Source organism: Paenibacillus glycanilyticus (assembly GCF_030161375.1).
In the GTDB taxonomy this organism is placed as follows: Bacteria; Bacillota; Bacilli; order Paenibacillales; family Paenibacillaceae; genus Pristimantibacillus; species Pristimantibacillus glycanilyticus_B.
This window is the reverse complement of sequence record NZ_BSSQ01000014.1, coordinates 1-12,124: the sequence shown is the minus strand read 5'-3', so window position 1 is coordinate 12,124 and position 12,124 is coordinate 1. Positions and strand designations below refer to the sequence as shown.

Here is a 12,124-nt window from a genome sequence, read left to right as displayed (position 1 = left end):
CATGTCAAAACCTTTTATGTCGAGCAATGCGCAGAGTTGAGCAATCGTTTGGGCCTAGGTTGCAGGTATGCCGATTTTTTTGATGAACGGAGCAATATCTTCTTTAAAGAGCAGAAGATACGGTCTGCGTTGTTCGTCAAAGACAAGAAGAAGCGGCGGTTTGCCGTCGCAATAAAATAAAAACACATCGTCGGCGACCAGCTTTGTGGAGTTTACCGTGATCGTAACGGGTTTCTCAAGCGGAACGCGATAAACATAGTTGCAGCTGTCATCATTGGTAAGCTGTGGAGCAAGCCCCGTCACGGACGCGATCCACTTGTTCGCAAATTGCTGGTATTCTTTATCGTTTGGCGTGGAAAGCACCACTTTGCCGGCTTTAACGTCAAATACTTGAACGGGTTTAAACGGCTGGTCCTCCGGTGCTGCCGCAAAGGCGGAGTTGGCCGCGAATGTCAGCATAAAGCAAAGGGCGAGCAGCAGGGCTGCGAAACGTTTTTGGCGCATGTACATTCTCTCCTTCTACATCGAATGAATAACCTCTTCCCCATTAATCTGTCCATCTTGACACAGAACCATGAGAAGGTATCATTAGGGAAATACAATCCATTAGAAGAAAACACGCGAATTAGAATTGGAGGACTTGGCATGACACAGCCATTACGAATTGCATTATTGCAAATGCATATAGAGGTAGGACAACCGGAAGCGAATTTCGCCAAGTTGGCTCAAATGTTGGAAGAGGCGGTATCCGGGGCGAACAAACCGGATGTGATCGTTTTCCCCGAGATGTGGAATACAGGTTACGCTTTAACGGAAATTACGCACCTTGCCGACCCGCACGGCGAGCAGACAATCTCCTATTTGTCGGCTTTTAGTTTGAAACATCGCGTTAACATTATTGCCGGTTCCATTGCGGAAGGGCGCGAAGACGGCGTATACAATACGATTTTTGCATTTGACCGGGAAGGACGCCAGATCGGTGATTATTCGAAAATTCATCTCTTCCGTCTGATGGACGAGGAGAAATATTTGGCTGCAGGGGATAAGCTTGGCAAGCTGGAGATTGAAGGAGCGGGCGCAGGCATGATGATCTGCTATGACATCCGGTTCCCGGAACTCGCCAGGAAACTTGCGCTTGACGGCGCGAAGCTGCTATTTGTACCTGCAGAATGGCCTCATCCGAGGCTTCATCATTGGCGGACGCTACTTACCGCGCGTGCCATTGAGAACCAGATGTTTGTAATTGCCTGCAACCGCGTAGGCGTAAGCGGAGAAACGCATTTCTTCGGTCACTCGATGGTTCTTGACCCTTGGGGCGAGATTATTGCCGAAGCGGGTGAAGAAGAGACCATCGTATACGCCGAGATCGACCTCTCTCTGGTGGATACGGTACGCGGCAAAATCCCGGTATTTGAGGATCGCAGACCTTCTTTATATTAAGAGTTACTTATATTGACTGATTGTTTTGTTCATCGTTTCGATAAATGCGACTGCCGCTTTGGACAAATAGCGTCCTTTGCGGCTGGCGATAATCAAGGTCCGAGAAGGGCGCGTTTTCAAGGATAAGTATACAGGGACAAATTCGCCGCCTGCCGCGCGGGTCAGCATTTTCGGAACAAACGTAATGCCCATTCCGCCGGCGATCAGCGATTGTACGGTCTCGATATTACTGCTCTCAAAGACGATATTTGGCGTAAAGCCTGCCTGCTGGCACAGGTGGACGAGAATTTGCCGGAAGCCTTGGCCTTTTTTTAACCCTACAAACGGTTCGTCTCTCAGTTCTTCGATTGCAATCTCGTCTTTACGGCCGGCAAGCCGATGGTTGGGCGGAACGGCCAAGCAAATCTCTTCCTCCATAAGCGGCTCCCATTCCAACGTCTGGTCAACGAGCGGCAAAGTGAGAAGACTCAAGTCGGTGCCTCCGCTAGCCGTAAGCTGCTCCAGCCTCACCGTTGTATCCTCTACAAGAATGACTTCGATCTGCGGATACAGCGCTCCGAATACCGGCAGCACAAGCGGAAGGATATGCGACCCCGTGATCGGCAGCGTACCAACAACAAGGCGTCCGCGTTTCATCTGGGCCATGTCATCCATCTCTTGTTTTAATTGTTCAATCGCGTCGAGAATCGTTTGCGATTTATCCACGAATACTTGTCCGGCTTGCGTCAGCTCAACGGAATTGGTTGTGCGGCGGAACAGCAGGACGCCTAGCTCTTGTTCAAGCTTGGACAGCTGTTGGCTAAGCGAGGGCTGCGCAATATGAAGCTTCTCTGCTGCTCGCGAGAAATTTTTCTCCAAAGCGATTTGTATAACATACTGAAGTTGTCTAAGTTCCATGCCAATGATCCCCTTATAGTCCAAATGAGAATAGTTATCGTTATTTTATAGTTATTGCCTATAACCATTATAGATATTATATCTTGGTTCAATCAAGAAGGAGATGCTATGCTAGGAACATCTAATAGAGCTAAGCGAGATGATCGCTTGAACGATGGGGTGAACATAATGACGAAAAGAACACTGTTTGAGAAAATTTGGGATAAGCACGTCATTCATCAGGAAGAAGGCAAACCAAGCATTATTTACATCGACCTTCACCTGGTACACGAGGTAACTTCGCCGCAAGCATTCGAAGGACTTCGTTTGTCGAACCGCAAAATTCGCCGTCCTGACCTGACTTTCGCGACAATGGACCACAACGTTCCTACTAAGGACCGTTTCAATATTAAAGACCCAATCTCGAAACAACAGATCGATACGCTGACGCAAAACTGCGAAGACTTCGGCGTTAAGCTGTTTGACCTGAACAACCTGGACCAAGGCGTCGTTCACGTTATGGGTCCTGAGATCGGCCTGACTTACCCGGGCAAAACGATCGTTTGCGGCGACAGCCACACTTCCACGCATGGTGCGTTTGGCGCTCTTGCATTCGGTATCGGTACTTCCGAGGTTGAGCACGTTATGGCAACGCAATGTTTGCAACAAGCTAAGCCAAAAACGATGGAAGTTCGCTTCAACGGTTCCCGTAAACCTGGCGTTACGGCGAAGGACTTGATCCTCGGCGTTATCGCGAAATACGGCACTGACTTCGCTACCGGTTATGTTATCGAGTACACGGGCGAAGCGATCCGCACTCTTACTATGGAAGAGCGTATGACAGTCTGCAACATGTCGATCGAAGGCGGCGCTCGCGCAGGTCTGATCGCACCGGACGAAACAACGTTCAACTATTTGAAAGGCCGCGAATACGCGCCTGCCAACTATGATGCGGCTGTAGAAGATTGGAAAGAGCTCGTAACGGACGAAGGCGCGACATACGATGTTGTTGTTGACTTCGACGTTGATTCTCTGATCCCTCAAGTAACTTGGGGCACTAGCCCGGGCATGGGTACAGACATTACTTCTTCTGTTCCGTTCCCGAAAGATCTGCCAACCGAAAACGAGCGCAAAGCAGCAGAAAAAGCGCTTGAATATATGGACCTGAAACCAGGCACGCCAATGTCCGAAATCGAAATCGACTATGTCTTTATCGGTTCTTGCACAAACGGCCGGATCGAAGACCTTCGTGCCGCTGCGGAAATCGCACGCGGATACAAAGTAAGCGACCGTGTAACGGCAATCGTTGTTCCGGGCTCCGGACGCGTTAAGCTGCAAGCGGAAAAAGAAGGCCTCGACAAAGTATTCGTTGAAGCTGGTTTTGAATGGCGCGAAGCAGGCTGCTCCATGTGCCTTGCGATGAACCCGGACGTATTGCAACCTGGACAACGCTGCGCATCGACTTCCAACCGTAACTTCGAAGGCCGTCAAGGCCGCGGCGGACGTACGCATCTGGTATCGCCTGCAATGGCTGTAGCAGCTGCAATCAACGGCCGCTTCACGGACGTACGCGACTGGAACATCAAATCCGAAGTGTTGAACTAATTGAACGTGTGAGAGAGGGGTATTACCGACATGGAAGCTTTTAAACAACTTACGGGCATCGTTGCCCCGGTCGACCGCGTGAATGTCGACACGGACGCTATCATTCCTAAACAATTCCTGAAACGCATCGAGCGCAGCGGCTTTGGCCAATTCTTGTTCTTCGAATGGCGTTTCCACGAAAACGGCGATGTTAACGCTGATTTCGAACCAAACAAACCGCGCTATCAAGGCGCTTCCGTTCTAATCTCCCGCGCGAACTTTGGTTGCGGCTCGTCCCGCGAGCATGCGCCTTGGGCGATTCTGGACTATGGCTTCAAGGTTGTTATTGCGCCTTCGTATGCCGACATTTTCTACAACAACTGCTTCAAGAACGGCATTCTGCCAATCAAGCTGAGCGAAGAACAAGTCGAAGACCTGTTCCAACGCACGGCGAAATATGACGGCTACAAGCTGTCGGTCGACCTGGAGAACAAAAAGCTGACTGATGAATACGGTCTTGATCTTGCCTTTGATCTTGACGAGCACCGTCGCCAGTTCCTGCTTCTTGGTCTCGACGATATCGGCCTGACTTTGCAGCATGAAGACGAAATTACAGCTTACGAACAACAACGTCCTGCCTATTTGGGATAATAGATAGAAGCAGAAAGGGGGCAGCTCTTCGGAATAAGAAGAGTTGTCCTCTTTTTTCCTCTGCACGCAACTTTTTCTGACAAATTGCGTCTATTATTTCGTCTAGCAAAGTCGAATGATCTCACATTCGATGCAGGCAATTTCAGTCATCGAGGTGGAAAATGAAAAAGAAGTTTGTACCTATTTTGTTGTTTATGGCGGTTCTGTTTTCTTTGTTCTCCGGAGTGGGACAAGCTGCAACAACCCCAGTTGTCCCGAAGCTTTATCTGAACGATCAGTTGCTCAAGCCTTACGATGATCCTCAGATCGTGAACAACTTTACGCTCGTACCGATCAGGGTTGTATCCGAGAATATGGGATATGAGGTCAATTGGTCGGCAGCTGCGCAGACAGTCACCATACATAACGGCCAAAACGAAATTATACTTACAATCAACGACAACATCGCACTCGTTAATAACAACAAGGTGCAAATGGACATGTCTGCCAAACTTCAAAAAGGCAGAACGACCATGATTCCTGTTCGTTTTGTAAGCGAGCAGCTAGGTCTAACGGTGAAATGGGATCAAGCGACCAAATCGGTATTCCTGTACAAGGCGGCCGAGCCGGAGGACCCAACGACAACTCCGGATCCAGATCCAGCGGGAACAGGCTCGATTACATCGATTCAGTATGACAGCAACTTCGGCATTATCGTGAATTATGAAGGCAAAGTGACGGCAAATAAGGCGTTCAAGCTGGATAATCCGAAACGTATCGTCATTGATTTTCCGAATACTACATACTCGGACGTCATGTCGTCTCAATTCATGGGAGCGGAAACACGGGTTGCCGTGACGGATAATCCGTACATCTCCATGTTCCGTTATTCCGTCTTTTCTACGAATCCGGCTACTGCTAGACTAGTGCTAGATATGAATACGGACAAAGATGCCGACACGGTGATTCAGGATAATGGAGCCGGTACGTTAACGATTGGTCTTACCGATCCCGCAACAACTACGCCGCCTGTTGACCCGACAACACCGCCGGTAACTACGGATCCGGGCACTAAAGTGTATAACGTTGTTATCGATGCCGGACACGGCGGTACCGACCCGGGTGCCAAAAGCATCAACGGACGTTGGGAGAAGGAAGTTAATCTCAGCATCTCGCTTAAAGTGAAAGCTTTGCTGGACAAAGAAAAATATATCAAGCCGCTGCTCAGCAGACCGGAAGATAAATTCGTGACGCTGGCAGACCGCGTAACGTTTGCCAAAAACAATAAAGCGGATATTTTCATTTCCATTCACGCAAACAGCAATCCTACTTCAAGCGTTACGGGAACGGAAACTTATTATACCCGAGACAGCAGCATAGCTCTTGCGAACGTGATTCACAAGCATCTAGTGAAGGCAACGGGCCTTAAGGACCGCGGCGTGAAATACGGAAATCTCCATGTAACGAGAGAAACAACGATGCCGGCTATTTTGCTCGAGACCGGATTTTTGTCCAATGCAAGCGACTCTGTTATCTTGTACAGCGACGCTGCGCAAAACAAGATGGCAACGGAAATCGTAGCGGGCATTAAAGAGTACCTGAAACTTTCTTAAATTCTAAGATATTAGAAGGAAACGCTTTTTGCCGTCCCTGGACGGCGAATGTCGTTTCACCTTGGAAAGCGAGGAATTCACACGTGCGCAAACCGGCAATCATCCTACTTGTTTTTATTGTACTTCTAACTGCAGCCGCATGCGGAAACTCGAATAAGCCAGGCGGACAGTCGGATAGCGGTAATGAAGCCGCAAATACGAATACCGCCGACAACGCGAATACTTCTGCTGACGAGCCTTCGCCAAGTCCATCGGAAGAACCGGCTGCGACAAAAGAACCCGATAAAGAAACGGATTCCAAAGTGATCGGAAGCAGCAGCAAACCGGTGAATCCGATTAAAATTTATTACGCGGATACAGAACTTGAGAAGCTGGTCGAACAAGATAGGAACGTAACTTTCGATTCGGATGAAGAGTTGGTCAAGGAAGCGCTTAATGCTCTACAAAAGGACGGACCAGATGGCACCGTATCTTTGTGGAAGCCCATTCCAATTAAATCCGTCAAGCTTGCTGACAACGCGGTAACAATCGATATCGAGTTGCCTGACGAAGCCCGTCTGGGAGCGCCAGGAGAACAAATGCTTCTGGATTCGCTGGGGCAAACCTTGTTCCAGTTCGAGTTCGTGCAATCTTATGATTTGCTGGTGGATGGCCAAGCGCCGGAGAGCCTAATGGGTCACTTCGACCTGGACCATCCAACCGTTCGACCAACCGTTAAATGATAAATTGAGGAGGATTATTCATCTATGCCACAACATTCATCCCGTTCCAAACTGATGGCCGGCGTTCTAGCTTTCTCTTTGCTTGCCGGCGGCACTGCCATTGCTGTTCCCGCGCCGTCCGCGTTTGCAGCAACAACCGCCAATAGTCTGTTTATCGATACGATTCCTGCATGGGCCCAGAAGCATGTTGCGAAGCTGGCTCTTCAAGGCATTATTAATGGTTATAAAACGACAAAGGGCTCAGAATTTCGCCCGTTAAACAGCGTCACGCAAGAAGAAGCTGTAGTAATGGCCCTTCGATTTGCCGGGCTGGAGGATGAGGTTAATCCAAGCGACATCGTTGCTTATCCCGATTCCTTCAAAGTAGGCAATTTCTTTAAGCCTTATATCATGGTGGCGTTTAAGAATGGCTTGCTGGACCAGAACGATGAGTATGCCAACGCGGCTGCTAACACAAAGGTGGCATGGGGCTCAACGCCGGCAACGCGCGAATGGGTAACCAAATTAATGGTGAAAGCCATCGATAAGAAAGACTTGGCGGATGATCTTAGCAAGACGGCATCTACCTTCGCCGACGGAACCCAAATTTCCGCTAAATATTTAGGTTATGTCAATGCTGCCGTATCGTTAGATTTGGTGAAAGGCGTATCGGCAACGAAGTTTGATCCTAAAGCTCCGGTTAACCGTGCAAGTCTAGCGACGTTGTTCAGCCGTGCGGAGAAACAATATGTTGTCCCTTACGATGGTCAAGTGAGCGGAATCGTAACGGCACAAACGGCAACCTCCATCACTTTGTACAAAGAAGGAAAAGAAACGACGTACACGCTTGATTCGAGTTCCCTCTTCTATTCGTCGGACAGTGACAATGCGATTGCCGCGGGCGACATTAAGCTATATTCCGATGTCGTGCTTATTAGCAGCTCGAGCAAAGCGTTGTACGTGGAGGCGCAAGGAACCGAACAGCATGTCAAAACCATCACGGCAAAGCTTGACCGGGTGAATACTACCGATCGTTATTTCTACGCATGGGTGAATGACGAGCCTGTGAAATTCTCGTATGGCAGCGCGGTTTCTGTAAAAGACAGCACGGGCAAAACGCTGCAAATATCAGATCTGAAACGCGATGCGAACCTGACGATTGTTCAGGATACATTCCGCACAACGCCGCAGGTTGTTTCGGTTACGACGGAAGTACAAGCGACATCGAATACGGTTGCCGGACAATTTTATTCCGCTGGCAGCGGGCTCATCAATTATCTTGTAGACGGTACCCTTCAGTCCAAGTTTCTGGCTGATAACGTAGACGTTGTTATTAACGGGATTGAAGAGCCGACGGTGAGCGATCTGTTGAAAGAAATCGACAATATCAAGCTTACTTTGAATGCCGAGCAGGAAGTAACCCGCATTGAAGTTGTCAACCGGAATGTTTCGGTTATCGATTCGGCCACGGTAGTAAATTACAGCAACGATAATAAGCTGCTAACCGTGGTTGACCCTGCCACTTCCAACGCAAACGCTTTGTACCTGACGGATACGACCAAATTTGATTCCGACGGTTCGTCCATCACTTTAAGCCAAGCGAGATCTTATCTGGTTGCCAACCGCAAAGTTAAGATTACGTACTCCGGCAAAAATATTATTTCGCTCAGCTTTATTTACAAGCAGACGGGTACGCTCGTTTCGGTCAATACGACGGACAAGCTGCTGTCCGTTAAGCTTGAATCAGGCGAAAAGGTAAGTATTTCTTATGCATCGCCGCTGCTTCAAATTCCGGGTGTAGCCGTACCTACAATCGGAAGCCTGCAGGCAGGGGACACCGTGACGCTCCTGCTTGATTCGAATCAAGACAAAGCCGCCACGATCCAGGTTCACAAGACGCTTCAATATCAGGTTGTTTCCGCGAACGCATCAACAAAGCTGGTTACCGTCAAAACTGCCGATAACGCGCAACGGGATCTGTCGCTTACCAATGTTCCGATTACCGATGAGAATGGGAGCAGCTTGACGATTAGCGCATTGACTACCGGGACGATCATCAATGTCCCTTACATCGGCAGCAATATCCAGTCCGTGAAGACGATCTCAATGAAGTACGGCACCGTTGCATCCGTGTCGGCAACGAGTCTGTCCGTTACCGAAATGAACGGCACTTCATCCGCCGTATCGCTCTCCAAAGGCGTCAAAGTGATTAAGGGTACCCAAACAACGTATGCTTCTTCCGCAATTGCCGCGGGTGATATTGTTCAAGTCTATAAGGACGAGAATGAGCAAACGATCGTAACCGTAGCGGTGGGAGATAAACGTACGTATTGGAAATATGATGCTCCAAACGCTACATTATGGACGTACAAAAATACTTCCGAAGATAATGGCAACTTCGCGTATATTACTTCCGATACTAAAATCCTGTTCAACAACGCTACCATTCAAGTGAGCGCGCTCAAAGACGGCGATACGATTACGGTCTATGGCTTCAACAATAAAGCGCTCAAAATCGTTAAATCTTAAAGGTTATCCGTCTAAATTCTTATATTTTGTGAAATTACCGTCCAAAAGGGCGGTTTTTTCTTTATTTAAGGCCGAATATGGTTGCTTCTCGTGACAAATTTCGCTACACTTTGAACGATAGTGTTTGGGATTAGGAGAGAGACAATGAATGCGAAGCAGAAGATGCGTCATATATTGGATACGTTAGCGGAGATGTTCCCGGATGCCCATTGTGAATTGCATCACAGCAATCCGTTCGAACTGACCATTGCCGTCCTGCTGTCGGCGCAATGTACGGATGAGACAGTGAACAAAGTTACTGTTAATCTGTTTCAGAAATACAAACGGCCGGAAGATTATTTGGCTGTGCCGCTTGAAGAGCTGGAGCAGGATATTCGCCGTATCGGATTATTCCGCAGTAAGGCATCTAATATTCAAAAGCTATGCCGCATCCTAATCGATAAATATGAAGGGGAAGTTCCTTCGAGGCATGAACAGCTGACCGAGTTGCCTGGCGTTGGCCGCAAAACGGCTAATGTAGTCGTCTCCAATGCGTTTGGCGTTCCTGCGATTGCCGTGGATACGCATGTGGAACGGGTATCGAAAAGGCTTGGCGTGGCTAAGCTGGATGATACCGTCCTGGAAGTCGAAAAAAAGCTGATGAAGCTTGTGCCCCGAGAGGAATGGACAATCACCCATCACCGGCTCATTTTTTTCGGCCGCTATCATTGCAAAGCACAAAACCCACAATGTCCGATTTGCCCGCTGCTTGATTTGTGCAAGGAAGGCAAACAGCGTATGAAGTCAGGTGGACAAACGAAAACTAAAATTAAGGCTGCCAAACCGAAAAAAGCCAATGAAGGATGATGAACAATGAAATGCATTTCCGTGTATACAAACAATTTTGAACTGTTCTCCGATATTTTTGAACAAGTTCTCGAAGCACCTCCGCAAGAAAACGAGGATATTCTGGTAGAAGGCATTACCGTAAGCGGCTCCGGCGATGTTCCGGATCAATACATCGAACGTATGCGCGTTAAGCCGGAAGTTGTTGTCATGAAAGAAAAAGAGCGCAACATTATGATTTTGCAGCATGGCAACGTATTTGAAATTTGCCTGCCTGCGGATGAGGAAGCTGTATAAGAGATGATGAAGACGACAGTACAAGGCATAACAGAAGCGCTGTCGCAAGCCTCTGCAACGATGCAGAAGGCCGGCGACAGTCTACACGCAAAGCAAGTACTGGAGCTCCACAGTAAGCTGGCCGAAGGCCGGCTTACTGTTGCATTTTGCGGACATTTTTCGGCAGGCAAATCAACTTTGGTCAACCGATTATGCGGGGCTCAGCTGCTACCGTCCAGCCCGATCCCTACGAGCGCAAACGTCGTAGCCATTCGAGGCGGGGAGACGGCAAAAGCAAGTGTCGTTAGCGTAACAAACGGAGAGCGGGTTAGCGTTGATATTCCGCTTGATCAGCTGGATGCTTATTGCAAAGACGGCGAAAATATTGAATCCGTATCGATTTATTATCCTACCGAACGATTGGGCAATCATACTGTACTTCTTGATACACCAGGTATTGATTCAACGGATGACGCACACCGCATGTCGACCGAATCTGCCCTTCATTTGGCGGATGTCGTCTTTTATGTCATGGATTATAACCACGTCCAATCCGAAATTAACTTTGCGTTTGCGAAGCAATTGAAGGACTGGGGCAAGCCCTTATACTTTATCGTAAATCAGATTGATAAGCACCGTGACCGTGAATTGTCGTTCGATCAGTACCGGAAGAGTGTAGAAGAAGCGTTTCAAGCTTGGCATCTGGAGCCGGCGGGAATCGTTTATTTGTCGTTGCGCCAGCCGGATCATCGGCATTCGGAAATGGAACAATTGGAGCTGCTGTTAACCCAGCTTGCTGCCGAGAAGGTGGAACTTGCGGCTTATAGCGTAGATGCTTCGCTGCGCCATTTGGTAGCTGAGCATGACAAGTGGTGGGATATGCGCGATGAGCCGGAGCGCGAGCGGCTGATAGCGGAAGCAGGCGGCGAAGAAGCCGCGGCCCAGGTCAAGGAAGAGATGGCGAAGCTTGAAGCCGAGAAGCAAAAGCTTGCCGCAGAGCCTGAGCGGCTTCGCGTGGAATTGCGCCGCAGCGTACAGTCGCTTTTGGATAACGCGATTATTACGCCGGCACCGCTGCGCGATAAAGCGCATGTATTCTTGGAAAGCCGGAAACCTGGCTTCAAGACCGGTCTCCTGTTCGCAGGAGCAAAAACGGCAGCGGAACAGGAACGCCGTCTGGAAGTTTTCCGGACCGAGTTCGGTTCACAAGTGAACGCTGCAATCGACTGGCATGTGAAGGATTTGCTGCGGCGTGCAGCAGAGCAGGCAGGTTTCACGGCTGAACGGATAGAGCAGGAGCTGACGTCTAAGCTGACTTGGCAGCCTCAGCCTGAATGGTTTATTGAGAAAGTGAATACCGGGGCAACCTTCGGCAATGAATACACGATGGTGTACAGCCGCGAGCTTGCCGCGGATGTGAAGTTGATCTACCGCAAGCAAGCGTTCGATATCATCGACGTGCTAGCGGAGCATGTTGCCGCTGCGAGCACAGCCGCAGCGAATGAGGCAGCGGCGCAGCTAGCCGCGTTAGGCGAGCAGGCCGGCGCGATCGCGCAGCTGGCCGCGCTGGCGCAGCGCGCTGCCGCGCATGCGGCGCAGTCTTATACACATCTCCGAGCCCCCGCGCCGGACTCCTATCGCGGGTGGGGG

11 protein-coding genes are annotated in these 12,124 nt (G+C 49.4%); 9 read left to right on the top strand and 2 right to left on the bottom strand.

Annotated elements, in window-relative coordinates; all coding sequences use genetic code 11:
• Positions 1-54 precede the first annotated feature (54 nt).
• Positions 55-504, bottom strand: coding sequence for a hypothetical protein (locus QQK89_RS16335; protein WP_284239701.1), 450 nt, complete (start codon positions 502-504; stop codon positions 55-57).
• A gap of 141 nt (positions 505-645) precedes the next feature.
• Between QQK89_RS16335 and QQK89_RS16330 the strand changes: the two genes are divergently transcribed.
• A complete protein-coding gene (locus tag QQK89_RS16330) occupies positions 646-1,440 on the top strand; it encodes a carbon-nitrogen family hydrolase (RefSeq protein WP_284239700.1) in 795 nt (264 codons plus the stop codon).
• A 3-nt stretch (positions 1,441-1,443) separates the two neighbouring features.
• Here QQK89_RS16330 and QQK89_RS16325 read toward each other — a convergent pair whose 3' ends face one another.
• Positions 1,444-2,337, bottom strand: a complete 894-nt coding sequence (locus QQK89_RS16325; RefSeq protein WP_284239699.1) for a LysR family transcriptional regulator — start codon at positions 2,335-2,337, stop codon at positions 1,444-1,446.
• Positions 2,338-2,505: 168 nt separating this feature from the next.
• On the opposite strand from QQK89_RS16325, the gene leuC reads away from it, so the two are divergent.
• From leuC to QQK89_RS16285, 8 genes are all read left to right on the top strand, one after another.
• Positions 2,506-3,921, top strand: a complete 1,416-nt coding sequence (gene leuC, locus QQK89_RS16320) for a 3-isopropylmalate dehydratase large subunit (RefSeq protein WP_284239698.1) — start codon at positions 2,506-2,508, stop codon at positions 3,919-3,921.
• 30 nt (positions 3,922-3,951) lie between these two features.
• Positions 3,952-4,551, top strand: a complete 600-nt coding sequence (gene leuD, locus QQK89_RS16315) for a 3-isopropylmalate dehydratase small subunit (protein ID WP_284239697.1) — start codon at positions 3,952-3,954, stop codon at positions 4,549-4,551.
• A 161-nt stretch (positions 4,552-4,712) separates the two neighbouring features.
• A complete protein-coding gene (locus QQK89_RS16310) occupies positions 4,713-6,143 on the top strand; it encodes an N-acetylmuramoyl-L-alanine amidase family protein (RefSeq protein WP_284239696.1) in 1,431 nt (476 codons plus the stop codon).
• A gap of 83 nt (positions 6,144-6,226) precedes the next feature.
• Positions 6,227-6,865 (top strand): GerMN domain-containing protein, encoded by a 639-nt coding sequence (locus tag QQK89_RS16305; RefSeq protein ID WP_284239695.1) that lies wholly within the window; start codon positions 6,227-6,229, stop codon positions 6,863-6,865.
• 24 nt (positions 6,866-6,889) lie between these two features.
• A complete protein-coding gene (locus QQK89_RS16300; RefSeq protein WP_284239694.1) occupies positions 6,890-9,373 on the top strand; it encodes an S-layer homology domain-containing protein in 2,484 nt (827 codons plus the stop codon).
• 144 nt (positions 9,374-9,517) lie between these two features.
• Positions 9,518-10,219: an endonuclease III gene (gene nth / locus QQK89_RS16295; RefSeq protein ID WP_284239693.1), complete on the top strand. Its 702-nt coding sequence runs from the start codon at positions 9,518-9,520 to the stop codon at positions 10,217-10,219.
• Between the two features lie 6 nt (positions 10,220-10,225).
• Entirely contained in the window at positions 10,226-10,495 is a 270-nt protein-coding gene (locus QQK89_RS16290) for an NAD/NADP transhydrogenase alpha subunit (protein WP_284239692.1), read from the top strand.
• Between the two features lie 3 nt (positions 10,496-10,498).
• Positions 10,499-12,124, top strand: a 1,626-nt coding sequence (locus QQK89_RS16285) for a dynamin family protein (protein ID WP_284239691.1), incomplete at its 3' end; no start/stop codon positions are given.

Bases quoted from the DNA above. Each gene is read 5' to 3' on its own strand.
- QQK89_RS16335 (WP_284239701.1), bottom strand. From the start codon at position 504: ATGCGCCAAAAACGTTTCGCAGCCCTGCTGCTCGCCCTTTGCTTTATG.
- QQK89_RS16330 (WP_284239700.1), top strand. From the start codon at position 646: ATGACACAGCCATTACGAATTGCATTATTGCAAATGCATATAGAGGTA.
- QQK89_RS16325 (WP_284239699.1), bottom strand. From the start codon at position 2,337: ATGGAACTTAGACAACTTCAGTATGTTATACAAATCGCTTTGGAGAAA.
- leuC (WP_284239698.1), top strand. From the start codon at position 2,506: ATGACGAAAAGAACACTGTTTGAGAAAATTTGGGATAAGCACGTCATT.
- leuD (WP_284239697.1), top strand. From the start codon at position 3,952: ATGGAAGCTTTTAAACAACTTACGGGCATCGTTGCCCCGGTCGACCGC.
- QQK89_RS16310 (WP_284239696.1), top strand. From the start codon at position 4,713: ATGAAAAAGAAGTTTGTACCTATTTTGTTGTTTATGGCGGTTCTGTTT.
- QQK89_RS16300 (WP_284239694.1), top strand. From the start codon at position 6,890: ATGCCACAACATTCATCCCGTTCCAAACTGATGGCCGGCGTTCTAGCT.
- nth (WP_284239693.1), top strand. From the start codon at position 9,518: ATGAATGCGAAGCAGAAGATGCGTCATATATTGGATACGTTAGCGGAG.
- QQK89_RS16290 (WP_284239692.1), top strand. From the start codon at position 10,226: ATGAAATGCATTTCCGTGTATACAAACAATTTTGAACTGTTCTCCGAT.